At 63.7% G+C, this 24891-nt stretch carries 23 protein-coding genes; 11 read left to right on the forward strand and 12 right to left on the reverse strand.

Annotated features, from left to right (window positions below; all coding sequences use genetic code 11):
* The first annotated feature begins 46 nt into the window (after nucleotides 1-46).
* A complete protein-coding gene (locus EEQ99_RS01200) occupies nucleotides 47-955 on the forward strand; it encodes a homocysteine S-methyltransferase family protein (protein ID WP_028756213.1) in 909 nt (302 codons plus the stop codon).
* A gap of 30 nt (nucleotides 956-985) precedes the next feature.
* Here the strand turns inward: EEQ99_RS01200 and EEQ99_RS01205 are convergent, their stop codons facing one another.
* Nucleotides 986-1420 (reverse strand): MarR family winged helix-turn-helix transcriptional regulator, encoded by a 435-nt coding sequence (locus EEQ99_RS01205; RefSeq protein ID WP_028757039.1) that lies wholly within the window; start codon nucleotides 1418-1420, stop codon nucleotides 986-988.
* A 197-nt stretch (nucleotides 1421-1617) separates the two neighbouring features.
* Between EEQ99_RS01205 and EEQ99_RS01210 the strand changes: the two genes are divergently transcribed.
* Nucleotides 1618-3432 (forward strand): chloride channel protein, encoded by a 1815-nt coding sequence (locus tag EEQ99_RS01210; RefSeq protein WP_028755802.1) that lies wholly within the window; start codon nucleotides 1618-1620, stop codon nucleotides 3430-3432.
* Between the two features lie 90 nt (nucleotides 3433-3522).
* Here EEQ99_RS01210 and EEQ99_RS01215 read toward each other — a convergent pair whose 3' ends face one another.
* The 5 genes from EEQ99_RS01215 to EEQ99_RS01240 all read right to left on the reverse strand — a co-directional run bounded on the left by EEQ99_RS01215 (nucleotide 3523) and on the right by EEQ99_RS01240 (nucleotide 8659).
* On the reverse strand, nucleotides 3523-4293 hold the full coding sequence (locus tag EEQ99_RS01215) for an ABC transporter ATP-binding protein (RefSeq protein ID WP_028755801.1): 771 nt from the start codon (nucleotides 4291-4293) through the stop codon (nucleotides 3523-3525).
* Between the two features lie 9 nt (nucleotides 4294-4302).
* Nucleotides 4303-5286: an ABC transporter substrate-binding protein gene (locus EEQ99_RS01220; protein WP_028755800.1), complete on the reverse strand. Its 984-nt coding sequence runs from the start codon at nucleotides 5284-5286 to the stop codon at nucleotides 4303-4305.
* Nucleotides 5287-5326: 40 nt separating this feature from the next.
* Nucleotides 5327-6178, reverse strand: a complete 852-nt coding sequence (locus EEQ99_RS01225; protein ID WP_028755799.1) for an ABC transporter permease — start codon at nucleotides 6176-6178, stop codon at nucleotides 5327-5329.
* 9 nt (nucleotides 6179-6187) lie between these two features.
* Nucleotides 6188-7540: an LLM class flavin-dependent oxidoreductase gene (locus tag EEQ99_RS01230; protein WP_028757034.1), complete on the reverse strand. Its 1353-nt coding sequence runs from the start codon at nucleotides 7538-7540 to the stop codon at nucleotides 6188-6190.
* A gap of 333 nt (nucleotides 7541-7873) precedes the next feature.
* Nucleotides 7874-8659: an IclR family transcriptional regulator gene (locus tag EEQ99_RS01240; protein ID WP_028755797.1), complete on the reverse strand. Its 786-nt coding sequence runs from the start codon at nucleotides 8657-8659 to the stop codon at nucleotides 7874-7876.
* A 217-nt stretch (nucleotides 8660-8876) separates the two neighbouring features.
* On the opposite strand from EEQ99_RS01240, the gene EEQ99_RS01245 reads away from it, so the two are divergent.
* The 8 genes from EEQ99_RS01245 to EEQ99_RS01280 are packed head-to-tail and all read left to right on the forward strand — an operon-like array spanning nucleotide 8877 to nucleotide 17083.
* Nucleotides 8877-9944, forward strand: a complete 1068-nt coding sequence (locus EEQ99_RS01245; RefSeq protein WP_097622654.1) for an ABC transporter substrate-binding protein — start codon at nucleotides 8877-8879, stop codon at nucleotides 9942-9944.
* A gap of 47 nt (nucleotides 9945-9991) precedes the next feature.
* Nucleotides 9992-11491 carry a sugar ABC transporter ATP-binding protein gene (locus tag EEQ99_RS01250; RefSeq protein ID WP_097622469.1) on the forward strand — a complete coding sequence of 500 codons (1500 nt, stop codon included), beginning with the start codon at nucleotides 9992-9994 and terminating at the stop codon, nucleotides 11489-11491.
* 11 nt (nucleotides 11492-11502) lie between these two features.
* Nucleotides 11503-12465 carry an ABC transporter permease gene (locus EEQ99_RS01255; RefSeq protein WP_028755794.1) on the forward strand — a complete coding sequence of 321 codons (963 nt, stop codon included), beginning with the start codon at nucleotides 11503-11505 and terminating at the stop codon, nucleotides 12463-12465.
* Nucleotides 12462-13403 carry an ABC transporter permease gene (locus EEQ99_RS01260; RefSeq protein ID WP_028755793.1) on the forward strand — a complete coding sequence of 314 codons (942 nt, stop codon included), beginning with the start codon at nucleotides 12462-12464 and terminating at the stop codon, nucleotides 13401-13403. The genes EEQ99_RS01255 and EEQ99_RS01260 overlap by 4 nt, the downstream gene beginning before the upstream one ends.
* Complete coding sequence (locus EEQ99_RS01265) at nucleotides 13400-14353, forward strand: amidohydrolase family protein (protein ID WP_127429894.1); 954 nt, start codon at nucleotides 13400-13402, stop codon at nucleotides 14351-14353. Before EEQ99_RS01260 ends, EEQ99_RS01265 begins: the two co-directional genes overlap by 4 nt.
* A complete protein-coding gene (locus tag EEQ99_RS01270) occupies nucleotides 14346-15656 on the forward strand; it encodes an alanine racemase (protein WP_127429895.1) in 1311 nt (436 codons plus the stop codon). Before EEQ99_RS01265 ends, EEQ99_RS01270 begins: the two co-directional genes overlap by 8 nt.
* A gap of 37 nt (nucleotides 15657-15693) precedes the next feature.
* The gene (locus EEQ99_RS01275) at nucleotides 15694-16038 is read left to right on the forward strand and encodes a RidA family protein (RefSeq protein WP_028755790.1); all 345 of its coding nucleotides are present in this window, start codon (nucleotides 15694-15696) and stop codon (nucleotides 16036-16038) included.
* A gap of 31 nt (nucleotides 16039-16069) precedes the next feature.
* A complete protein-coding gene (locus tag EEQ99_RS01280) occupies nucleotides 16070-17083 on the forward strand; it encodes a succinylglutamate desuccinylase/aspartoacylase family protein (protein WP_127429896.1) in 1014 nt (337 codons plus the stop codon).
* Nucleotides 17084-17098: 15 nt separating this feature from the next.
* Here the strand turns inward: EEQ99_RS01280 and EEQ99_RS01285 are convergent, their stop codons facing one another.
* The 4 genes from EEQ99_RS01285 to EEQ99_RS01300 form a co-directional block, all read right to left on the reverse strand.
* Nucleotides 17099-18283, reverse strand: a complete 1185-nt coding sequence (locus EEQ99_RS01285; protein WP_127429897.1) for a hypothetical protein — start codon at nucleotides 18281-18283, stop codon at nucleotides 17099-17101.
* 119 nt (nucleotides 18284-18402) lie between these two features.
* Complete coding sequence (locus EEQ99_RS01290; protein ID WP_028755787.1) at nucleotides 18403-18810, reverse strand: DoxX family protein; 408 nt, start codon at nucleotides 18808-18810, stop codon at nucleotides 18403-18405.
* A gap of 30 nt (nucleotides 18811-18840) precedes the next feature.
* Nucleotides 18841-19215, reverse strand: a complete 375-nt coding sequence (locus tag EEQ99_RS01295) for a glutathione S-transferase N-terminal domain-containing protein (protein WP_127429898.1) — start codon at nucleotides 19213-19215, stop codon at nucleotides 18841-18843.
* Nucleotides 19212-20060, reverse strand: a complete 849-nt coding sequence (locus EEQ99_RS01300; RefSeq protein WP_127429899.1) for a DODA-type extradiol aromatic ring-opening family dioxygenase — start codon at nucleotides 20058-20060, stop codon at nucleotides 19212-19214. Before EEQ99_RS01300 ends, EEQ99_RS01295 begins: the two co-directional genes overlap by 4 nt.
* Before the next feature lie 131 nt (nucleotides 20061-20191).
* Here EEQ99_RS01300 and EEQ99_RS01305 point away from each other — a divergent pair, with 131 nt between their 5' ends.
* Nucleotides 20192-21115, forward strand: a complete 924-nt coding sequence (locus EEQ99_RS01305) for a LysR family transcriptional regulator (protein WP_127429900.1) — start codon at nucleotides 20192-20194, stop codon at nucleotides 21113-21115.
* Between the two features lie 6 nt (nucleotides 21116-21121).
* Here EEQ99_RS01305 and iolD read toward each other — a convergent pair whose 3' ends face one another.
* Together iolD and EEQ99_RS01315 are read right to left on the reverse strand one after the other, a co-directional pair.
* Complete coding sequence (iolD, locus tag EEQ99_RS01310; protein WP_127429901.1) at nucleotides 21122-22957, reverse strand: 3D-(3,5/4)-trihydroxycyclohexane-1,2-dione acylhydrolase (decyclizing); 1836 nt, start codon at nucleotides 22955-22957, stop codon at nucleotides 21122-21124.
* Entirely contained in the window at nucleotides 22954-24867 is a 1914-nt protein-coding gene (locus tag EEQ99_RS01315) for a bifunctional 5-dehydro-2-deoxygluconokinase/5-dehydro-2-deoxyphosphogluconate aldolase (protein ID WP_127429902.1), read from the reverse strand. Before EEQ99_RS01315 ends, iolD begins: the two co-directional genes overlap by 4 nt.
* Nucleotides 24868-24891 lie beyond the last annotated feature (24 nt).

Genomic DNA, 24891 nt, shown 5'->3' on the forward strand with positions numbered 1-24891 from the left:
AGCCCGCCGCCGGCCACGGCGCGACGGCCTGAATGGAGACCTCTTCATGAGCACGACGCGAATTCTCGATGGCGGCATGAGCCGCGAGCTGCTGCGGCTGGGCGCCGAACTGAAACAGCCGGAATGGTCGGCATTGGCGCTGATCAACGCGCCTGATATCGTTCGCAAGGTCCACCAGGAATTCATTGCCGCCGGCTCCGAGGTCGTGACGACGAACAGTTATGCGCTGGTGCCCTTTCACATCGGCGAGGATCGGTTTTGGAAGGAAGGGCCGGCGTTGATCCGTCTCGCCGGTCGGTTAGCCCGCGAGGCGGCAGATGCCGTCTCGCATCGCAAGGTGCTGGTCGCCGGCTCGCTGCCACCGATCTTCGGCTCATACGAGCCACAGAACTTTCAGCCGTCGCGGGTGCAGGACTATCTCGAGGTGCTCGTCGAAAACCTCGGCCCCTTCGTCGATATATGGCTCGGCGAGACGCTGAGCCTGATCGCCGAGGCGGAGGCCGTCCGCAACGCGGTGGCGGCATCAGGCAAGCCGTTCTGGATTTCCTTCACATTGGCGGATGACGAGGCAGCCATCGGAGGCGGCGAACCGAAGCTTCGCTCCGGCGAAACCGTCGCTGACGCGGCGTCCTGGGCGGTGTCATCGGGCGCTGAAGCCTTCCTGTTCAATTGCAGCAAGCCCGAGGTCATGCAGGCGGCCGTGGAGACGGCGGCGCGCGTCTTCCGGACAATGGACGCTTCCATCGAGATCGGCGTCTATGCCAACGCCTTCGAAGGGGAAACAGGCGAAGCGGCCGCCAATGAAGGGCTGCATGAAACCCGCAACGATCTGAATGACGATGCCTATTCGCGTTACGCCTGCTCCTGGGCCGAAGCCGGCGCGACGATCATCGGCGGCTGCTGCGGGATCGGCGCCGCCCATATCCATCGGCTCAAGAAGACGCTCTTGAGTTGACGCGGCACGTAGGCCGCGCCGCGGCGACTGTTATTCAGCTTTCGGCGCCGTTTTCTGCAGTTCGAGGAGGAGCTTGATCAGCTTCGGCGCCATCTCCCGTATTTCTGAAAGATGGACGGCGCTCAGCCGCGTCAGCAGCGCGTCCGCCTTGTCGGTCAGCAGAATCGTCTGGCGGCGCCTGTCGGCCGGATCGGCATGACGTTCGACCAATCCGGCATCCGACAGCCGCCCGACAAGTTCGGTCGCCGTATGCGGCGCGATGATCAGCCGCTCGGCCAACATGCCGATGGTTACGGCACCGCCGCGTTGTCCCTTGATCGCCAGCAGCGCCTGATGCTGTTGCGTCGGCAGTCCTTCCGACTGGGCGGCGGAGGCGCTGAAGTCCATGAACTGGCGAAGCGCGAACCGGAGGTCGGCGAGAGCCTGGTAATCTTCCTGTCTGAGCGGCGGCGCGGTCTTCTTCAAAGCCATTCTCCTTTGCCGCAGCGGCTGCCCAGGTTGGAAGCCATTCGGCCATCTCGAATAGAGGGGCAGTCGCCAGCCGGTCAAGGGAGGCATCTTATGAGACATGATCGTCTTCATGTTTTCGTCCCTTGATTTATATCGTATCACGATATATTGACGCCCCTCAAGCGTATCCGTTCCGCGTAGCAGAGGCTTCCATGGCGCAGCATCAACCAAGCAACCGGCCGCACGATTTCACCGGCGGTCTTTCCCGGCGTGAGGCCGGAGATTTCACCACCGACCGGCGGGTCCTCCTGCTGGTTGGCATGTCCATCATTGTCGGCACGGCAGGCGCGTTTGCCGCCTGGTGTCTCGTCAGCCTCATCGCGCTGGTGACGAATGCCATCTGGTTCGGGCAGATCGGCATCCGGCCCGCCTCTCTGGCTGCGGTGCCGCGCTCGCTATGGGTGGTTCTGGTTCCGCCGCTCGGCGGACTGGTCATCGGGCTCATGGCCCGCTTCGGGTCGGAGAAGATACGCGGCCACGGCATTCCGGAGGCGATCGAGGCCATCCTGATCGGCGGCAGCCGGATGTCACCGAAGGTCGCGATCCTCAAGCCGCTGTCATCGGCAATCTCCATCGGAACCGGCGGTCCGTTCGGCGCCGAGGGGCCGATCATCATGACCGGCGGTGCGATCGGCTCGCTGTTCGCCCAATTCTTCCACATGAGTGCCGCAGAGCGGAAGACGCTGCTCGTCGCGGGTGCCGCCGCAGGCATGACGGCGATCTTCGGCTCGCCGATCGCCGCGGTCATGCTGGCGGTCGAACTCTTATTGTTCGAATGGAAGCCGCGCAGCTTCATTCCGGTCGCCGTCGCCGCTTGCGTATCGATCTGCTGGCGTCCGCTGCTGTTCGGTACCGGTCCGCTGTTCCCGACCCACTTTCAGCCAGACTTGCCCTGGTGGGGGATTTTCGCCTGTGCGGCGATGGGCATCATCTCAGGCCTGCAATCGGGATTGCTGACGACACTGCTCTACCGGATCGAGGATCTGTTCGAGGCCTTGCCGATCCACTGGATGTGGTGGCCGATGCTCGGCGGTCTCGTCATCGGCCTCGGCGGCCTGATTGAACCGCGAGCAATGGGCGTCGGCTACGACATCATCGATGGCTTGCTCAACAACCGGCTGCTCGCGCCGGCTGTGATGTCGATCCTGCTGGTGAAGACGGTCATCTGGCTGTTTGCCCTGTCGTCGGGCACCTCGGGCGGCGTGCTTGCACCGCTTCTGATTTTCGGCGGCGCTCTCGGATGGCTGGTCGGGCTTGTTATGCCGGGCAACGATCCCGGCTTCTGGGCGCTGCTCGGCATGGCGGCGATGATGGGCGGAACCATGCGCGCGCCGCTGACGGGAACCTTCTTCGCGATGGAGATCACCGGCGACATCAGCACGCTCGTTCCGCTGCTTGCCGCAACGGTTACGGCCTATGCCGTCACGGTTTTGCTGCTGCGCCGCTCGATCCTCACCGAGAAGATCGCACGCCGCGGCCAGCATATCACCCGCGAATATGGCGTCGATCCGTTCGAGCTATCGCGGGCAAGGGAGATCATGATCAGCGATGTCGATACGCTTCCGGTCACCATGACGGTGGGAGAGGCGTGCGACTTCTTTGCCTCGCTGGAGAAAACGCACCGGATCTATCCGGTGGTCGATGCAGGAGGCAAATTGGCAGGCATCGTATCGAGGGCTGACGCCCTGCTCTGGCAGGGGAATTTGGACCTCGCCGGACAGACGCTTGCGGAAAATGTGACAGACGCGTCCGTTCCTGTCGGGCATCCGGATGATACGGTCGCATTCATCGCCGACCTGATGCTGTCGACCGGCGACGGACGCATTCCGATCGTCGATCCGACCTCAGGGAAATTGTGCGGCCTGATCGCCCGCAAGGATCTCCTGCGGCTGCGCAGTTCCTACCGGTCGGCGGAACTGGATCGGCGGCCGTATCTCACCGCCGGCTCAAAGAGCAGGGCGCAATAGCGGTCCGCTGATGTTCTCTCCCTCGCTCCTGCTACTGCGGCGCGCCACATGGAACAGGTTCCATGTGGCGCGCGCTGACGACTGAAGATGTCAGTGCAGTCCGAACAGGTTCAGCAACTCTTCGCGGTGTCGGACGAATTCCGGGGCGCTGCGGTCGCGAGGACGGGGCAGATCGATTTCGATCAGGCGCGGCTCGCTGCCTTTTTCCCGTGGCAGGATCAGGATCCGGTCGGCGAGATAAATCGCTTCCTCGAGATCGTGGGTCACGAGAATGGTGGTGACATCCTCATCGCGCCAGATCCGTGCTAGCTCCTGCTGCATGCCGATCTTGGTCATTGCGTCGAGCGCGCCGAGCGGTTCGTCGAGCAGCAGGATCTCCGGCTGGACGGCAAGCGCCCGGGCGATCCCGACGCGTTGGGCCATGCCGCCGGAGAGCTGCCGGGGATAGGCCGCCTCGAATTGCTGCAGGCCGACGAGCTTGACATAATGGCGCGCCCGCGCCCTCGCCTGCTCACGTGACAGACCTCTTGTTTCCAGCCCGAAGGAGACATTGTCGAGCACATCAAGCCAGGGAAGCAGCCGCGGTTCCTGGAAGATGACGGCGCGCTCCGCGCCGACGCCGCACACCGCCTTGCCGTCGACGAGAACCTCTCCCGTGTCGGAATCCTCAAGACCTGCCAGAACCCTGAGCAGGGTCGTCTTGCCCGAGCCGCTGGCGCCGACAATGGCGAGGCTTTCGCCGGAGCGGATGTGGAGGTTGATATCCTTGAGAACCTCTAGCTGTGTCCCGTTCAACTTGTAGGATTTGGAGAGGTGACGGATCGTTACCTCTCCGCGGCTCGTGTCCTCAGCGATGCTCATCACGGTTCCTCAGTTGCTTGCCGGCTTGGCGTCGGCGGCAAAGAGGATGTCCTTGGCCGCCAGCTGGCCTTGCTTCAGCTTGCCTTCGCGAACCAGGACGTCGATCCAGAACTGGATGTCGCGCTCGACCGGCAGGCCGCCGGCGCGCACGCCGTAGCCGCGGAAATACTGTGCGATATCCGCGTTCTCGCCACGCTCGCTGAGCGCCTTGGCCAGGATCTTCTTGGTTTCCTCAGGATGCTCGCGGGCATAGTCGAGGGCGCGGGCCGACTGCTCGACGAAAATCTTCGAAGCCTCCGGATGCTGCTGAATGAAATCGCGGCGCAGTACCACAAAGCCGCCGGCAATGTCTCCAAGCACGTCGGTATCGTCGAAAATCGCCCGCAGACCGCCGTTCTTCAGCGCTGCACCCTCGAAGGTCGTCTGCCAATAGCCGAAGGCGGCGATATCGACCTGCTTGGAACGCAGCACCTGCTCGAGCTGCGGCCCGGGGACGACGACCTGATTGGCGACGTCGGTCGGCAGGTCGACGGAATGCAAGGCCTCGCGGATGGTATAGTCGAGATGGGCGCCGAGCGTATTGACCGCGATGCTCTTGCCGGCAATGTCCTTGATGCCTTTGATCGGGCTGTCTTCCAGCACGTAGAAGGTCGACTGCACCTCGTCGTTGATGCCGTTCGAAGGATAGGCGGCGACGAAATCATTGCCGCCGATGATCGAGTTCAGGACGGCGGAGGTTGCAGCGCTGCCAATCTCGACGTCACCGGATGCCAGAGCGATGAGGGAGGCCGGGCCGCCCTGGGCATAGCCGACATTTTCCAGCGTGATGCCCGTGCCTTCGAAATAGCCGAGCTCGGCGGCGAGTTCATGGGCGGCAAGGCCGCCCTGGCTGGCGAGGTAGCGCAGCTTCACCGTGTCGGTGGCTGCGGCCGGTGTGGCAAGGCCGAGAGCGATCACGGCCGGCAGAAGGAGGTTGCGGGGATGGAATGTCATGTGGTGGTCCTTTTCGGAAGAGGAAAATCGGTGGAAGCAGTCAACGGCCCGGCTGAGACCAGCGGCAGAGGCGGCGCTGCAGGAGAACGAGCAAGGCATTGGCGGCAAGCCCGAGGAAGGCGAGCAGAAGGATCGCCGCAAACATCAGCGGAATCTGGAAATTGTACTGGGCGTTCATGACCTGGAAACCGATGCCCTTGTTGGCGCCGATCATCTCGGCGGCAATCAACAGCAGAAGCGCAGTCGTCGCCGAAAGGCGCAGGCCGACGAAGATTGCAGGCACCGAGGCCGGCAGGATGACGCGGCGGAAGATGGTCAGCGGCCCGGCGCCGTAGGTCCGCGCCATCTCGATCAGCTTCTTGTCCACTTCCTTGACGCCGCCGATCGTGGCGAGCAGGACCGGAAACAGCGTCGCCCAGAAGATCACGAAGATCTTCGATGTTTCGCCGAGGCCGAGCAGCAGGATGAAGACCGGGTAGAGCGCCAGCGCCGAGGTCTGGCGGAAGAGCTGCAGGATCGGATCGAGCGCCTGTTCGACCAAGCGAAACTGGCCCATGAACAGGCCGAGCGGAATGCCGATTGCGACGGCAAAGGCAAAAGCGGTTCCCGATCGCTGCAGACTGATGGCGATGTCATCGAGCAGCGCGCCGTTGGCCAGATTGGTCCAAAGGGCCGACAGGATCACGTTCAAGGGCGGGAAGACGGCGGGATTGACCCAGCCCCTGGTGCTCGACACCTGCCAGAACAGGAGGAAGCCGATGAGAAGGCCGTAGCGCGGCAAAAGCGATGCGAGCACTCCGCGCAGGCGGGAGGCGAGAATGGAAATATGGCTTTCGCTGTTTTTCAGGCGGCCAAAGCTTCTCGGGAGAGTCTGGTTGATTTCATAGGTCATGGCCGCTCCTCACTCTGCCGCCTGGAGAGCTGCATGTCCTGCAGTCCACCGATTGGTCGGGAAAGGCAGGCCGAGGTTCTCCCGCAGCGTCTTGCCCTCATAGGCGGTGCGGAACAGGCCGCGGCGCTGCAGTTCCGGGATGACCAGATCGACGAAATCGTCGAGCGCCGTCGGCAGCCAGGGCGGCAGAATGTTGAAGCCGTCGGCGGCTTCGTTCTCGAACCAGTTCTGCAGCGTATCGGCGATCTGCTCGGGCGTTCCGACGATGGTGTAGTGACCGCGGGCGGATGCGATCCACTGATAGAGCTGGCGAATGGTGAAGTTGTTTTCATCGGCGATCTGGCGGATGAGCGCCTGGCGGCTCTTCATGCCTTCGGTCGGCGGCGCCGGCGGCAGAGGCCCGTCGAGGTCATAACCGTGCAGATCGAGCGTGCCGCCGGTCAGGCCATTGAGGAGGCCGATCCCGTCCTCTTCGACGATGAGCGAGGTCAGGCGGTCGTATTTCTCGCGTGCCTCCGCCTCGGTCCTGCCGACGAAAGCGGATACGCCGGGCATGACCAGGATGTGATCCGGGTTTCGGCCGAGACCGCGGGCGCGGGCCTTGATGTCCCGGTAGAACTCCTGGGCGGTTTCGATATGCTGGTGGGCGGTGAAGATGACCTCGGCCGTTGCCGCGGCGAGTCCGCGTCCGTCTTCGGATTGGCCGGCCTGGACGATGACGGGATGCCCCTGCGGCGACCGCGAGACGTTGAGCGGACCGCGCACGCTGAAATGTTCGCCGCGGTGGTCGGTGTCGTGCAGCTTCGACGGGTCGAAGAATACGCCGGTATCCTTGTCCCGGATGAAGGCGTCGTCTTCGAAGCTTTCCCAGAGTTTGCGGACGACGTCGACATGCTCGGCGGCACGGCGATATCGGTCGGCATGCGGAAGCTGGGTGTCGCGGTTGAAGTTCTGCGCCGTCAGGTCGCCCGTCGTGGTGACGACGTTCCAGCCGGCGCGGCCATCCGAGATCAGATCCAGCGAGGCGAATTTGCGGGCGGTCGTGTAAGGCTCCTCGTAGGTCGTCGAGGACGTGGCGATAAAGCCGAGATGGGTGGTGAAAGGCGCAAGGGCGGAAAACAGGGTCACCGGTTCGAAGCCGGCGACGCGGGCATTGCCGCCTTCACGCGCCCCGCCGAAACCGACGGCCAGTCCGTCGGCGAGGAAATAGGCATCGAAGAGCCCGCGCTCGGCCGTCAAAGCGAGGCGTTTGTGGAACTCGAAACTGGTCGCGCCGTCGGCCGGCTGGTCGGGATGCCGCCATGAGGCAACATGCTGTCCGCCACCGGGAAGAAATGCCCCAAGCCTGATTTTCCGTGTCATGTCGCGTCCTCTCCGGTTGCCGTCAACAGTCTGGCCTTCCCCAAGGCCAAGTATAAATGCGCTGTTGGACCACTAAGATACGTTCTCCATAAATTTTATAGAGAAACTTAATTTCATAGTTTCGGAGGAAGCGTGAATAGATTTCCGGGATCGGCTTGAAACTCGAAATTGAACGATCGAGGCCGCCGCCCCTCGAATTATAGGGCAGGCCGACAGGCGGCATTCTACAGGCGTGACAAAGAGCCGCCTGGGGCGGTGATAAGGAGATCATCCGGCGTTCCCTCGCACGAATGTCCGTGCCGCCGGATATCAATATCCTGATTTGCTCAGGCTTCAGCCTCGTTTGGGCCGGGTCGGAGCATGATCCAGTCCGGCGGCGGCCTTCTTCAGGCAGTCGAGGTAGCGGTCGCGGTTGGCGATGCCGTCGTCGCGCGGGGTGACGAGGCAGAGCGTTGCGGCGGCATGGCCTTCTTCGCCGCGCACCGGCACGGCAAAACAATGGGTGAAGCTGTCGACGATGCTGTTGAAAGTGAAGAGACCTTCACGCTCGGCTTGGCGCACTTCGGCGATGAAGGTTTGCGGCTCCAGCCATTCGCCGTTCGGCAGGCGGAAATCCTGCGGCGGAATGAAGTTCAGAATGTCCTGATCGGACAGATGCGCGACGAGCAAGCGGCCTGACGCCGTCCACGGGATCGGCACCGATTGGCCGACATCCGTCGAAATGCGGAAGGGGCGTGCGCCTTCGCGCATGCGCACGACCGTATATCTGTTTCCATCCAGCATGCAGAACTGCGCCGTTTCCCGCGTCTCGTCGGCAAGCTGTTCCAGTGCGGCCTCGCATTCGCGGGTGAAATCGAAATGGTTCTCATAGGCTGCGCCGAGGAAATAGAGCTTGCGGCCGAGATAGACACGCCCCTCGCCGCCGGTGAATTCCAGAATGCCGTTGCTCAGCAGCAGGTTGACGAGTTCGTAAACCGATGAACGCGGCGCGCCGATCTGCGCGGCAATTTCGTTTGGCTTCAAGGCCTGCCGCTTCTGGCGCAGGAAATCGAGGATCTCGAAGGCGCGGTCGAGCCCTCGGGCGCGCTTGCCGGCTGCTTCGTCCTGAACTGCATCCATTCTTTCGATCCTTTTTTGTCCGGCCAAGCTTTTCAAGCCCTCTGCCGCATCTGTCAATCGATCCGGTCATTCATCGCGGATGAAATTTTTCCACCCCTCTTGCGGGGTAGAAAAATCAGCATAAGATCACCTCGTCCGGTATATAGATCATATGTACAATATATTGGACAAAGATGGCAAGCCGTCAACGCTGCCGCTCACAAAAAAGGGGATCGACATGAAGAATTTTGAAAACAGCATTTCTGCTTCGCTGCGCCGCCTTCTTGCGGGCGCTGCCGCCGCGGCGGCCCTCCTCGTCTTTTCCACAGGCACGGCCTCGGCCGCCGCCAATTGCATCAAAGATGACAGGAAGGCGCCCTATACGATCGGCTGGGCGAACATCTATTCGGTGCCGACCTGGATGAAGCAGACCGAAGGCACCATCACGGCTGAAGTGGAGGAGCTGAAGAAGGCGGGCCTGGTGAAGGACCTGATGATCACGGACGCGCAGGGCAACGCCCAGACGCAGATCCAGCATATTCAGTCGATGATCGACGCCAATGTCGACGCCATCGTCGTGATCGCCGGTTCCTCCAATGCGCTCGACCGCGTCATATCGGATGCCTGCGACAAGGGCATCGCCGTCGTGAATTTCGACAGCCTTGTCAATACCGACAAGGTGACCGCCAAGATCAACACCGATTCCAACGAATGGGGCGCGACCGCTGCCAAGTGGATGGTCAGCCAGCTCGGCGGCAAGGGCAAGATCATCATCATGAACGGCCCGGCCGGCATTTCGGTGAGCGACGACCGCCGCAAAGGCGCCCAGCCGGTCCTCGATGCCAATCCGGGTCTCCAGGTGATCACCGAGACGAATACGGAATATAACGTCGCGCCGGCGCAGGAAGCGATGACCAGCCTGCTCTTTGCCAATCCCGAAATCGACGGCGTGCTGTCGCTCGGTGGCGCGCTGTCGGCCGGCTCGGTCCTTGCCTTCGAGCGTCAGGGCCGCGAGCAGGTGCCGACGACCGGTGAAAACGCCCGGCAGTTCCTGGAACTCTGGAAGGAGAAGGGCCTGAAGGGCTGGGCGACGATGCAGCCCAACTGGCTCGGCGCGCTTTCCGTCTATACCGCCGTGCAGGCGCTGCAAGGCAAGGATGTCCCGGCCTTCGTCAAGGTGCCGCTGCCCGTCATCGACGACAGCACGATCGGCAGCTACCTCGCCCGGGCCGACAAGTTCCCGGCTGACGGCTATATCTACTCCGATTACGACCAGGCGCTCTTCGACAAGCTGCTCGCCAAGTAATCCGCCCAAATAATCCGACCAAGTAACTCGGGTTGAGGAAAGCCGTCATGACGGAAGAACGACCCCTGCTGGAAGCCCGGCAGGTGTTCAGGGGATTTTTCGGCAATCCCGTTTTGAAGGGCGTCGATATCGCCCTTCTGCCGGGCAGGGTTCACGCCCTGCTCGGCGAAAACGGCGCCGGCAAATCCACATTGATCAACCTCCTGTCCGGTGCTCTCCAGCCGGACAGCGGTTCCATCCTCGTCGACGGCAAGCCCGTCGGGCGCTTCAGCCCGGCGGCGGCGCGCGCGGCAGGTATCGCCGTCGTTCAGCAGGAGCTGAGCCTGACGGCCAGTCTGTCGATTGCCGAAAACATCGGGCTCGGGGCATTTCCGCGTCGCTTCGGTCTGATCGATTATAAAGCGCTTCATCGCGGCGTGTCGGATGTCTGCGACATGGTCGGGCTTACCGAAGCGCTCGACATGCCGGTCGCCGATCTCGCGCTCGGCCGCCGTCAGATGGTCGAGATCGCCAAGGCGCTGTTCCGCAAGCCGCGCGTGCTGATCCTGGACGAGCCGACTTCGTCGCTCTCCGCCCACGAAGCCGGCATCCTTGCCCGTCTGATCGAGACGCTCAAGGACCGCGGCACGGCACTTCTTTATATTTCCCACCGCCTCAATGAGGTGCAGGCGCTCTGCTCGCATGTCACGGTGCTGAAGGACGGCCTGGTCACCGCCGACCAGTCGCTCTCCGGCATCGACGGCGAGGGCCTGGTGCGCCTCATGGTCGGCCGCGAGACCGGCGACCTGTTCCCGCCGCGCGCCGCCACCAAGTCCGGCGAAACACGCATCAGCGTCGAAGGTTTCTCCGCCGGCATGGTGCGTGACGTCGGCTTCTCCGCCCGCGCCGGCGAGATCGTCGGCATTGGCGGGCTCGTCGGACAAGGGCAGGAAGACCTGCTGCTCGGCCTTTACGGCGCGATTCCAGCCTCAGCCGCTCGCGCGGAAGTATCCGGCAAACCCGCCCTGCCCGCCGATGTCGGCGAGGCGAATGCGGCGGGCATCGTCTATGTCCCTGCCGACCGCAAGCATGAGGGGCTGGTGCTGCCCCACTCCATCGCATCCAATCTCATCCTGCCCTCGCTCGGACGGCTCGCTCGCAACGGCTTACGCGACCGGCCGGCGGAAAACGGCCTGGTCGCCGATCTCGCGCGCAGGCTGACGATCAAGGGCGACACGGCCCGCCCGGTGCAGGCGCTTTCCGGCGGCAACCAGCAGAAGGTGGCGCTCGCCAAATGGCTGCCGCTCGATCCTTCCGTTCTGCTGCTCAACGATCCGACGCGCGGCGTCGACATCGAGACCAAGCGGGAAATTTACCTCATGCTCCGCGCTTTCGCCGCCGAGGGGCGGCTCGTCATCCTGGCCAGTTCCGATACGCCGGAGCTCGTGCATCTTTGCGACCGTGTCGTGGTTCTGCGCGAGGGGCGCGTCGCGGCGGTGCTGTCGCAGGATGCGATCAGCGAAGGGGCGATCGTCGGCGCGGCCATGGGCATCGCGACCGCGACGTAGGGAGAGGCGGCATGAGCACAATTTCATCATCCCGGCTCTACGGCTCGATCCAGCTCCGCCGCAACCGCGGCCTTGCCGGTCTCTATCTGGTCGTCGCCGCCTTTCTCATCCTCTATGCGCTGCTCTTTCCCGGCATCCTTTCCATCGGCGGCTTCTCCAAGTTCACGCAGAACTGGTTCCCGCTGGCGCTCGTCACCATGGCGCAGGCGCTGCTCATGCTGAACGGCGGCATCACGCTGGCGATCGGCCCGCTCGTCAGCCTTGGAGCGGTGATCGCCGCGACGACGATGGAAGGAGCGCTCGGCGTGCCGGGCGGCATTCTCGCGGTCTCGCTCGCCGGTCTTTCGATCGGCGCCGTCATCGGCGCCATCGTCACGTATCTGAGGCTGCCGGCGATCATCGTCACGCTTGCCGGCTCCTTCATCATCGGCGGTGTGGCACTCATCCTGCTGCCGCGGCCGGGCGGGTTCATTCCCGACTGGCTGTCGACCACGCTGGCCGGCCACACGCCCGTCGCTTTCCTGCTGCTCATCGTGATCCTCGTGCTCTGGAAGGTCTTTCTCGCAACCCCGCTCGGCCTCGGCATCTACGCGGCCGGCGACAATCCGGTCGGCGCATTCCGCTCCGGCGTCCCGGTCGAGCGGGTGAAGGTCGCAGCCTTCGCGCTGTCCGGTCTGCTTGCAACGCTGACCGGTTTGTTCGTCGCCGCGCAGACCGGCTCGGGTGATCCGGTGATCGGCACGCCCTTCACGCTGAACTCGATCGCCGCCGCCGTGCTCGGCGGCGTCGGTTTCCTCGGCGGCAAGGGCACGATGCGCGGCGCGATCTGCGGCAGCCTGCTGCTCTCGGTCATGATCAACGTCATGTTCTTCCTGGGTTTCCCGCCGGTCGCGCAATATGTCGCGCAAGGGCTGATCATCGTTGGGGCGGTCGCTGTTCCGGAACTTCTTGGGGTATGGAGGGCAAGGCGATGAACATGATCCGATCCGCGTTCCGCAATCCGCCGCTCCTGACCCTGCTTCTGGTCGCACTCGTCTGGATCGTCGCAAGCCTCTCGCTGCGTGGTTTCGGCGCCTATGGCCACCTGCGCTACCTGCTCGAACTCGCCGCGGTGATCGGCATTGCCGCCGCCGGGCAGACGCTCGTCATCCTGATGGGCGGCATCGATCTCTCCGTCGGAGCGGTCATCACCGTCACGGCGATCCTGCTGCCGCTGATTTCGCCGGCCTGGGACCCGACCGGCCTTGCCGGCATCGTGGCGGCCCTTGCCATCGCCACCGGCATCGGCCTGATGAACGGCGCCGGTGCTGCCTATCTTCGCGTGCCGCCGATCATCATGACGCTTGCCATGGCGACCTTCCTGCAGGGCCTGCTCGTCATCATCGCCGGCGGCAGCGCCGTCACTGTCAGCAATCCGGCGGTCATCCTGCTCGGGCAGGCGCGGCCGCTCGGCATCCCCTCGGGCATCATCCTGTGGCTCGTCGTTTCGATCGTCGTCCTGCTGCTCGTCCACCGCATGCCGATCGGCGCCCGTTTCCTGGCGCTTGGGGCGAACCCGCTGGCGGCCCGGCTTTCCGGCGTCAGCGTCACGCGCAACACGCTGGTCGGCCATACCCTGTCGGGCTTTTTCGCCGGTCTTGCCGGCATTCTCGTGCTCGGCATGAACCGGCAGGGCTATGTCGGCATCGGCGATCCCTATCTCTTGACCTCGATCGCCGCCGTCGTGCTCGGCGGCACCTCCATCCTCGGCGGGCGCGGCACCTATGCCGGGACCGTTCCGGGGGCGATCCTGCTTGTGACGACGACGGCGTTGATCACGGTCGTCAATGCCTCGCCCGGCTGGCGGTCGATCATGTTCGGCACGCTGATCCTCGCCCTTCTGCTGGTTTCCGGCCGGGAGGCGCGCCGATGACCGAACTCTATGACGGGCCGGTGATCGACCCGCACCATCACCTCTGGGACCTTACGCTGCAACGTCATCCCTGGCTTCAGAAGGCGCGGGCATCAGGCGAAGAGATGGTTTTCGGCAGTTTAGCGCCGATCCTGCGCGACTACGGCATCGACGATTATCGCGCCGATGCCGCCCGCCAGAATGTGGTTGCCACGGTGCATGTCGAGGCCGGCTGGTCCGTTGCCTATCCGCTGGAAGAGAGCCGCTGGCTGGATGGCCTCGACCGCAGCTCCGGCGTGGCACACCGTTATATCGCCCGCATTCCCCTCGACGGGCCGGACGCCATGCGCCTGCTCGAGGCGGAAGCGGCAAATCCCAACGTCGTCGGCATCCGCGATATTTTGAGCTGGCATCCCGATGTGGCGAAGAGTTTTGCGTCGCGCGCCAACCGCATGAGCGATCCCGCCTGGCGGGCGGGCCTGGCGCACGCCACGCGGCTCGGGCTGGTCTTCGATCTGATGCTCTATCCCTGGCAGATGAGCGAAGCGCTCGACCTGGTGCGCGCCTTTCCGCAAACGCTTTTCGTGCTCAACCACGGCGGTAGCCCCACCGACCGGACGGCGGATGGCATGGCGCTCTGGCGTGACGGCCTGCGGGCGCTCGGCAACGAGCCGAATATACGCCTGAAGATCTCCGACCTCGTCGCCTACGACAATGATTGGACGCTCGAAAGCCTGCGGCCGGTGATCGAGCATTGCCTCGATTGTTTCGGCCCGGCGCGGGCCATGTTCGCAAGCGACTTTCCGGTTGCGGGCCTGCACGCCTCTTTCGACGAGGTCTATCAGGTTTTCCGCACGGTCGCCGCGCAACTCTCCTACGACGAGCAGCGCGCTTTGTTCTTTGCCACCGCCAATGACACCTATCGCCTCGGCATCGCCGATCCGGCCGAGATCAGGGACTGCCATGTCTGACCTTCATACCACGACCGAAAACCTACTGATCGACGAGCGGGTGCGCGGCTTTCCGCCAGGCAATCCGCCGCTCCCGCTGGATGCCATCGGCAGGCAGGGATGGAAGCCCTATGACGGCAGGATGGCCCTGCCGCTGATCTCGCTCGACCGGCAGGCTTTCTTCGACAATGCCGAACTGATGATGATCTATGTGAAGAGCCATGGCGCCGAAATCGCCCCCCACGCCAAGACGCCGATGTCGACGGCGCTGTCGGAGGCGCTTCTGGCGGCGGGCGCCTGGGGCACGACGGTCGCCGATATCCGTCAGGCGGCCGTGTTGCTCAAGGCCGGACAGCGCCGGCTGATCCTCGCCAACGAGATCGGTGGAGCTGCCGCCGCCCGCCGGCTGGCGGCCCTGCTCGGCCAATATCCCGATGCGGAACTGCATATTTTCGTGGATTCGACGGCGCTCGTCGAGGCTCTTTGCGCCGCATGGCAGGAGCGTGCCGATCTGCCGCCTCTTGGCCTGCTGGTGGAGTTCGGCGCCGGCCGCGCCGGTGCCCGCAGCGCCGCCGCCGCCGAGGCAATTGTCGAGGCGATCCTTGCCGTGGAGACTCCGACCTTCCGGCTGACCGGCATCGCCGCCTATGAGGGCGCGGCGGCCACCGCCGATGCGCAAGAGACGATGCGTCGCATCGACTCGCTGATGGCGGTGACATCCGATTTTCTGCCGAAGCTGCGCGCCCGCATCGGCGACGAGCGGCCGCTCCTCGTCACATCAGGCGGCTCGGTGTTTTTCGACCTTGTGGTTGCCAGGCTTTCAGCCGCCGTTGCGGCCGATCCGGCCTGCCGGCTGGTGCTGCGCAGCGGCGCGATCTTCTTCCACGATCACGGCATCTACGAGCGCGGCCTTGCCGGCCTCGATGCACGCGGCGGCTTGCGCATCGGAGGCGAGATGATTTCCGCGGCCGCGGGTTTCCGTCCGGCGCTGCGGGTTTGGGCCGAGGTGCTGTCGCGACCGGAGCCGCGGCTTGCAATCTGCGGCATGGGCATGCGCGACGTGGCGATGGACCAGGGCCTGCCGCGGCCGCTGGCGCTCTACCGCAATGGTGCGCATCTTGCCGATCTCGAAGGCGCCGAAGTGTTTCGCCTCAACGATCAGCACGCCTTCATCAGCCTTGCCGATGGCAGCGACGTTTCGGTCGGCGACGTCATCGAGTACGGCATCTCGCATCCCTGCACCTGCCTTGACCGGCATGCCATCCTTTACGGGCTCGATCCGGACCATTCGGTGACGGCGGCCTATCTGACCAGCTTCGGCTGAACTCTCCCTCCAAAAGCAAGAAAAGGAAAACCTGCTTATGATCCAGCGCTATCAGAAAGGCTCGCGTATGAGCCAAGCCGTCAGCTACGGCGGTCTCGTCTATATTGCCGGCCAGGTCGCGGAAAATCGCAAGGCGGGCATTGAGGACCAGACCCGCGATGTGCTCGGCAAGATCGACGCCCTGTTGAAGGAGGCCGGGATCGACCGTTCGCGCCTCATCGCCGTCAACGTCTTCCTGCCGGCGATCGTCGATTTCGAGGCGATGAACAGCGTCTATGACAGCTGGATCGACATCGAAAACCCGCCGGCGCGCGCCTGCACCGAAGCTCGTCTCGCCGATCCCGATCTGCGCGTCGAAATGACCGCGATCGCCGCGCTGTAACGGCATCGCAACCGCCCGCACTGGAGAGATCATGCATAGCGGTCTCGTCAATCCGATCGACTTTTCGCGCGAGGGCCGGCAGGCCGGCCACCTCGCCATTCCCTATTCGATCGACCGTTCGCCCTATTATCAGATCCGCATTCCGGTCCTTCGCCTGAAAAATGGCGAAGGGCCGTCCTTGCTGCTGATGGCGGGCAATCATGGCGACGAGTATGAGGGTGAACTCCAGCTCGGACGGTTGATGCGGCTGTTGGACGCCGCGGAAATCCGTGGCGCCGTCACCATCCTGCCGATGGCGAACCTGCCGGCGGTGATGGCGGCCAAGCGCTGCTCGCCCTTCGACGGCGGCAATCTCAATCGGGCCTTTCCCGGTGATCCCATGGGGTCGCCGACGGCGCGGATGGCGCATTTCCTCGAACATGAACTTTTTCCGCGTCATGACGCCGTGCTCGACCTGCATTCGGGCGGCACCTCCATGGCGCACTTGCCCTGCACGCTGATCGAGCGGCAGGCCGATGCGGCCCGCTTCGAACGGTCCGTTTCGCTGATGCGGGCGATGGGCGCGTCGCATGCCTTCATCGCCGATAACGGGCCGACGGCGCCGACATCGATGGGCGCTGCGGCAAGGGCAGGAATCGTCGGTCTTTCCGGCGAGTTCGGCGGCGGCGGAACCGTGACGCCCGAGACGATGGCTTTCACGGCGGCGGCGATCGACCGGCTGCTCGTCACACTCGGCATTATCGAGCGTCCGGTCCTGTCGCGCTCGCCGCTCGCCGAGCCCGGGCCGTTGCAACTGCTGTCGCTATCCCGGCACAGCCAGGGCATCTATGCGAACCGCAGAGGCTGGTTCGAGCCGGCTGTTGCCCTCGGCGCCACCGTTGCCGCCGGCGATCTGGCCGGATGGTATCATGATCTCGAACGGCTGGAGCAGCCGGAGGAAGAGTTGCGTTTTGCCGAGAGCGGCATCGTCATTTCCCACAGGCTGCATTGCGACAGCCAGGCCGGCGACTGCCTGATCCAGGTCGCCGAACCCATCACATCCTGAAGAGCGCCGATCTGCTCAAGTGATGGCATCGACTGCCGCCTTGACCCAGTCGAGACGTTTGGCCGGGATCAGGCCGTAATTGTAGAAGTTCACGCCGTCAGCGCCGGCATCGACGGCGGCCCTGGCGCGCGCTGCCAGCACCGCAGCCGCGCTGACCTCGGGATAGAAGACGCGCAGGCCCACCCCGAGAAATTTGTCCGGCCCGATTGCCGCCCGGCCGGTCCGGATGACATCGCCGATGGCATCAGGCGCCATGTCGTAGCAGCATAGGATCGCCCCGTCGCAGAGCTTGCCGGCGGCTGCGAGATCGACGCCGCCGAGCCAGCCGTCCTTCAGGTCGATCAGCACGACGCGTGTCGCCGGGTCGGCGGCCGCCTTGATTTCGCCGATCAGGCTGGTCACCGGCTCGCTGCGCCAGGTGAGATAGGCATGCAGGTCGGGATGGTCGCGGAAGGCATCGATGCCGGCTGCCGGGAAGTCCGGGAACTGCGGTTCCGGGACAGCCCTTTCGCAGAGCTCGGCGATGAAGCGCGCGACCGAGCGGCGCGCGCCTTCGACCGGCACGCCGGTCTTTTCGGCGCGCGCCGTGCAATGGTCGCAGAAGCAGAGCGATAGCAGGAAGTCGTCTTCGGCGTTCAGGCCGACGCCGTCTTTTTCGTGGTGGTATTCATGCGCGAAGCCCATGAAGTTCGGGCTCTCGAGTTCCACCATGTCGGGCCGGTAGTTCGTCGTGATGTCGCGCACGAGGGTGACGGCATAGTCCCGCGCCGCCGGGCTGGAGGGGCAGAGATTGTAGTAGTTGGCATTGCCGAAGGCGTTTCGCGTCACATGATCGGGATGCAGCATGCCGAGGCGGCTATTGTGCAGGCAGACCGTCCAGCAGGAGACCTTGAGGCCCGTCGCATCGCGCGCCCTGACGAGCGCATCCAGCATGTCGCCGCGCTCAGTGACATTCCCGGCCATCAGCGGCCGGATCAGCTTATCCTGCCAGAGGCTTTCATCCGGTCGGAAATAGACCGTTCCGTCCTCGGGAAAATAGGCCTTCTGCTGCGGGCTGCGCGGCTGAAGGAAGCGGCCGGCATGATAGGAGGTCGCCAGGCTGACCGTGTTCAGGCCCGCGCGGCCGCCAAGCTCGGCGGCAAACGCGCTGAGCCCCTGATCCTGGATGTCCCAGGGATAAGTCCACATGGAAAGATGCATCGCCCGCTCCGTCAAATCTGTCCACTTTATAGAACATGTGTCCATAATAGTGTCCACACTGAATTTGAGCGCGGGCCTCTGCGCTCCCGCCATAGAGCGGGAGCGCAGAGGTTGCGGGCTTAGGCTCTCGCGAGCGACGTCTGCTTCGCGGCATTGTCGATTGCCAGGCGGCCAGGGCCGGCAAAGGCGAGATAAAGGAATACGAAGCAGAACAAGATGGCGGACTCGCCCATGTTGAGCGCCGGCCAGAAGCTTTGCGGCGCATGCGCCATCCAGTAAGCGGCCGCCATTTCGCCTGAAGCGATGAAGGCGGCGACGCGGGTGTAGTAGCCGACCGTCATCAGCAGGCCAGTGATGACCTCGATTGCACCGGCGACGAGGATCATCGTCGGCAAAGGCGACGGTATGCCCGGGATGGCGGCCGGGAATTGAAAGAATTTCATCGTGGCATGTTCAAGGAACAGCAGCGCGGTGACGATCCGCAAAATGGCGAGGATATAAGGCGTCCACTTGGTCGTGTCTGGCATGGTATTTCTCCTGAATGATGGTTTTGATGTTCAAGCGGCGGCCGCCTTGAGCTCGATGTTCTCTTTCCAGAGATTCATCACGAGCTTCAGAGGGCCTTCGACATAGTTGGTGAATGCCGGCATGGAAGCCGGTTCGCGGCCGGCCTTTGCCGCCAGGAAGGCGACGATGTCATCCGACTCGGCAATGTAACGGCCGGGTTCGAGCCGGGCGGCGGGGAAGCTTATCTTGGCGAGATGTGGGCCGAGTTCGGCGCGCACGTCATCCTCCGCCGGCGATCCGGAGACAAATTCGCGGATCTCGACGTCTTCGTTCAAGCCTGCTTCGAGCAGGAACAGCCGGACCTTGAAGCAGAACGGGCAGTTCTGCTTGAAGTAGAGGATCGGTTTCAGGGTGTTGTCGGTCATTGCAGATCTCCCTTGGAAAGGATGGGCCGTGGTGTTGCGCCGAAACGGAAGCTGGATGCGGTGAGCCCGCCGGCAAAGTCGGTCTGGTGATAGGTGACGGCGCCCGGTTCGCTCCCTGCGGCGCCGACCGCGACCATCAGCGGGATAAGATGATCTTCTCTTGGATGCGCGGCGCGGGCGAGCGGCGCCCGCTCCCAGTGTAACAACCGCTCGGCACGTTCTTCGGGCGGCGAACGGAGCAGGGTCTGATGGAGCCAGGCATCGAATTGCCGGGACGGCTCGCGTCCGCTGCCATCCTGGAAAGCCCTCAGATTGTGATAGCTGAGACCGCCGCCGATGATCAGCACGCCCTCGTCGCGCAACGGCGCCAGCGCCCGCCCGACCTTAAGGTGGACGGCGGGATCGTACCCGGCATGGATGGAGAGCTGGACCACGGGCATGTCTTCTTCGGGGTAGAGCGGCTGCATGATGCCGTAGGTGCCGTGATCGAAGCCTCGGGCGGGATCGAGCCAGGCGTCGATGCCGCCGGCCTGCAGCAATTGCTGGACATGCCGTGCGAGTTCGGGAGAGCCCGGAGCGCCATATTTTACGTGGTAGAGATATTCCGGGAAGCCGTAAAAGTCGTAGAGCATCCCCGGCCTTTCGCCGGAGGAGACAGCAAAGCCCTGCTCCTCCCAATGCGCCGAGACCATGAGGATCGCCTTGGGCGCATCGCCGAGTTCGGCCCGCATCTTGATCAGCGACTGCTCGAGCTTGTCGAAGTTGCGACGGAACTCGCCGCTCATATAGGGCCAGGGACCGCCGCCATGACTGACGAAATAGGTGGGAAGACGAAGACTGGTCACGGATTGCATTCTTTCGAAGCGATACTGGCATGGGACCAGGAAATCTGGTTTCGTCAGCCAAATTCGTCGTTTCGTGTCAATTGATCAATCACGCTTTCGTTGAGAGAACGTTTCCCTTATGTTGATAATCGATGGATACGTTAACGAGCCTGCGCGTCTTCTGCACTGTGGCGGAATTGAAGAATTTCACGGCCGCCGCCGATCGTCTCGGTCTCTCGCCGGCCATGGCGAGCAAACATGTGATGCACTTGGAGAAACGGCTGGGAAGCCGGTTGCTCAACCGTACCAGCCGCTCTGTCAGCATGACCGAGACCGGCACGCTCTATTTCAACCAGGCCAGGCTGTTGCTCGACGGCCTGGACGAGGTGGAAGACGCCGTCAGCAATGTCACGGTGACGCCGCGCGGGACCTTGAGGCTAAGTGTCCCGATGTGGTTTGCGAACACCCCGATTGCCCGCGTGATCGCCGAATATCATCAGCGCTATCCCGACGTGTGCTTCGACATGGATTTCAGCGGCCGGCTGGTCAATCTCGTCGACGAGGGCTTTGACCTGGCGCTCCGCGCCACGTCGCCCGACCGGCTCGATCCCGGCCTCATCGCGCGGCCGGTGATGGACGTCCCTTTTCATCTTGTCGCGTCCCCTGCCTATCTCACGCGCACCGGCCGGCCATCGAAAGTCGGCGACCTCAACGGGCATTCGATCTTGCTCTACAAAGGCATGAATTCCAGCGGCAGCATGACTCTCGACGGACCGAAGGGCCAGGCGACGGTGAAGTTCCGCCCCGTCATGCTGAGCGAAAACGAGATCATGCTGCACCTGGCCGCATTGGAGGGCATGGGTCTGGTCTTCCTGCCGGCGTGGATGACGCAGACCGATATCGCCGAGGGCCGGCTGGAAGTGGTGCTCCCCGAAGAGGTGATGTTCAGCACGACCCTGCACGCCGTCTATCCCAGCAGGAAATATCTGTCCGCCAAGGTCCGCACCTTCATCGACTTCCTGGCTTCGCGAAAGAACCTCTGCTCTGAGACCGGCGAGAACCGGCCGACAGGCTGACCTGCATCAATCGAACACGCGTTGATTGGCGGCATTCTCGGTGTAACGCGCGCGGGCTCGCTCGAGCCGCTCCGGGCCGCCGACCTGCGGAACGGCGACATCCCACCAATGGCCGCCTGCGTCGCTTCCAGGAACCGCATCGGTGTCGATCACCAGAACGCTCGGAATGTTCCGCCCCCGCGCGGCGGCGATGCGTGCCTCGAGTTCGGCGATCGACCCTATCTTTTCGGCACGGGCGCCCATCGAGGCGGCGTGCGCGACAAAGTCGATCTCGGGCTGCACATCGACATTGCAGTCCTTGTACATGTTGTTGAACTCGGCGCCGCCGCACTCGATCTGGAGACGGTTGATGCAGCCGTAGCCGCGATTGTCGGTCAACACGACGGTGAACGGCACCCGCCGCATGACGGCGGTGGCGAGTTCCGAATTGGCCATCATGTAGGAACCGTCGCCGACGAAGCAGATGACGTCCTTGTCGGGGCGCGCGAGCTTGATGCCCATGGCGCCTGCCACTTCGTAACCCATGCAGGAGAAACCATATTCCATGTGGTATCCGCCCTTGGCGGACTGCCACAGCACCTGCAGTGCGCCCGGCATGGTGCCGGCCGCGCACATGACCACGGAGGTTTCCGTCGCCGCCCGCTGCACGGCGCCGATGACCTGTGCGTCGGTGGGCAGGTTTCCAGGCCCGTCCGTATCCGGTGCCGCCGTCACGCGCTCGACCGTTCTATGCCAATCGGTCCTGCTCCCGGCGTCGACGTCGGGCCCGCGATAGGCCTCGAGAGCTGCGGACAAGCGCGTGAGCGCGATCCGGGCATCGCCGACGCAGGGCAATGCCGAATGCTTGGTCGCGTCGTATCCGGCAAGGTTGATCGAGGCGAGCCGCCGCGTGGGATTGCGGAAAAGCGCCCAGCTGCCGGTGGTGAAATCCTGGAAACGCGTGCCGATGCCGATCACGAGATCCGCTTCGGCGCAAAGGGCGTTGGCCGACGCCGATCCGGTCACGCCAGGCGACCCGAAATTCAGCGGGTGCTCCCAGCTGTTGGCGCCCTTCCCGGCTTGCGTTTCGACAAAGGGGATATGGTGCTTCTCCGCGAATGCGGCGAGCTCGGCCTCGGCCTCAGAATAGATGACGCCGCCGCCTGATATGATGACTGGCCTGCGCGCAGCCCGGATGGCGTCGGCAAGATCTTCGACCTCCCGCGGGTCCGGTTCGGGACGGCGGATGCGCCAAGCTTTCGGTTCGAAAAATGCTTCCGGGTAGTCGTAGAGTTCTGCCTGCACATCCTGGCAGAATGCCAGCGTGACCGGGCCGCAACTGCCCGGATCGGTCATGACCGCCAGGGCGCGCGGCAGGCAGGTCAGGAGATGCTCGGGACGGGCGATCCGGTCGAAATAGGCCGAGACCGGCCGGAAGCAGTCATTGACGCTGACGGTTCCGTCGTTGATGTCCTCGATCTGCTGCAGCACCGGCTCGGGGCGGCGGTTGGCAAAGATGTCGCCGGGTATGAACAGCACGGGCAGTCTGTTGACATGGGCAAGCGCACAGGCCGTGATCAGATTGGTGGCGCCCGGGCCGATCGAGGACGTCACCGCCTGGGCGCGCCTGCGCTTCAGGGTCTTCGAATAAGCGATCGCCGCATGCGCCATGGTCTGTTCGTTCTGGCCGCGCCAAGTGGGAAGGGCATCGCCGATCCCATGCAGGGCCTCTCCGATACCGGCCACGTTGCCGTGACCGAAGATCGCCCAGACGCCTTCGATGAAGCGCTCGCCATCCTCCGTCATCTGCACCGAAAGCCATTTCACCATGGCCTGCGCCGCAGTCAGTCGTATCGTTCTCATTCTGCTGCCTCCTGTACGCGCGCCCGTGCGCCGTCCCAGACCGCGCAGAGCCTGGAGTATCGTGTCGCCATCTCCTCGACGGCCTCTTCGTCACCGATCGTGCCTTCGAACCAGCCGCGGGCGACCGAGCCGAAGATCGTCCGGCCGACGGCAAATCCCTTGACGAGCGGGAAGCGCGCGGCAACTTCGAAGCTCGCCTTCAAGAGGTCCTCCGGCGCATCCAGGCCGAGGACGACGATCCCTCTGGTATGACGATCGTTTTCCTCGATGGCGGCGCAGACCCGCGCCCATGATTCGGGTTCGTCCAGCGGCTCGAGCTTCCACCAATCGGGATAAATGCCTTCGGCATAGAAGCGGCGGATCAGTATCGCGGTCGTATCCGTGGTGACGCTAGCGACCTTAGAGGGGATGACCTCAAGCAGGAATTCCAACCTGTTGCGGCGCGACGCCACGTAAAGCCGCCGCACTTCCGCCAGTTGCCGGTCCCAGGTCGCATCGTCGTCATCAGGGTGGCAGAAACAGAGCACCTTGACGACGTTCTCGCGCGCCCATTCCGAAAGTCCCCCGCAATCGGGACCGAGCGACGGCTCCAGGCTAAGCGGCCGCGACCCCGGCCATTCGCAGGGTCTGCCGATCCACAGGCCGGTCCCGGAGGCGGCATGGAGCGCGCGCCGGCCGATCCGGTCGTCGCAGAGGACCCCGTAGCCGGATCGCCCCTTCTGCACTGCCAGGGCGGCCTGAAGGCAGAGTTCCTTGAAGGCGCCGCCCTTCGACGGCGTGTAACCCGTCATGCTTTCGAGCTGCATCCGGTGATCGAAGGCGAAGACGCGCATCTCGGACCAGTCGCCATGCCGGTTGGTCGACCAGTGTAGCTGCTCCAGCGCGGCATCATTGCGCAGGTCGGGGCGCGTCATGCCGCGCTTAAGGAAGAAATTCAGCTCCTGAAGTGACGGATAGGCCGGCGTGCAGCCGTGACGGGAGACGGCAAAAGCGCCGCAGGCATTGGCGTATCGGAGTGCGGTCGGCCAATCCTCGCCGTCAAGCCAGCCTTTCAGCAGCCCGGCGAAAAAACCGTCTCCGGCGCCGAGAACGTTGAAGACTTCGACCGGGAAACCTTCGCCTGAAATGCCCTCGTCGAGATTATCCGATATCGCATCTTCGAATGCGACCGCTCCCTTGGCGCCGCGTTTGCAGACGAGCGTCGCCGCGGTGACGGCGCGCACGGTCCTGAGCGCCGCCACGGTATCGGTCGTCCCGCCGGCGATGTGGAATTCTTCCTCGGTTCCGACGATCAAATCGAACAGATGAAGCGTCGCCTGCAGTTTTTCGGTCACCTGCCCACTTGCCACATAGCGGCTTTCCCCCTCGCCATGACCGGCCACACCCCAAAGGTTCGGACGATAGTCGATGTCGAGAGCCGTCCGGGCGCCATGCTTGCGAGCAAAGGCGAGCGCCTTCAGCACGGCGGCTTCCGTGCGCGGATGCGACAGATGTGTTCCCGTCACCAACACCGAGCGGGCGCTGGCAACGAAGGCCTCGTCGATATCCTCCTCGCAAAGCGCCATGTCGGCGCAGTTTTCCCGGTAGAATATCAGCGGGAACCGTTCCTCGTCGCGGATGCCGAGGATGACGAGTGCCGTCAGGCGCTCGGGATCGGTCACCACACCCCTACCGTCGACACCATGTCGGGCAAGCTCCTCGCGGATGAACCGGCCCATATGCTCATCGCCCACCCGGGAGATCAGCGCCGAGTTGAGGCCCAGTCGCGCCGTGCCGCAGGCGATGTTGGTCGGACTGCCGCCGATATATTTTTCGAACGATCCCATATCCTCCAGCCGTCCTCCGACCTGTGCGCCATAGAGGTCGACGCCGGCTCGCCCGATCGTGATCACGTCCAATGTCTTGGTCATGTCGGTTTCCTCGCAGTCCTATTG

This window comes from Rhizobium anhuiense (assembly GCF_003985145.1).
Lineage (GTDB): Bacteria > Pseudomonadota > Alphaproteobacteria > Rhizobiales > Rhizobiaceae > Rhizobium > Rhizobium anhuiense.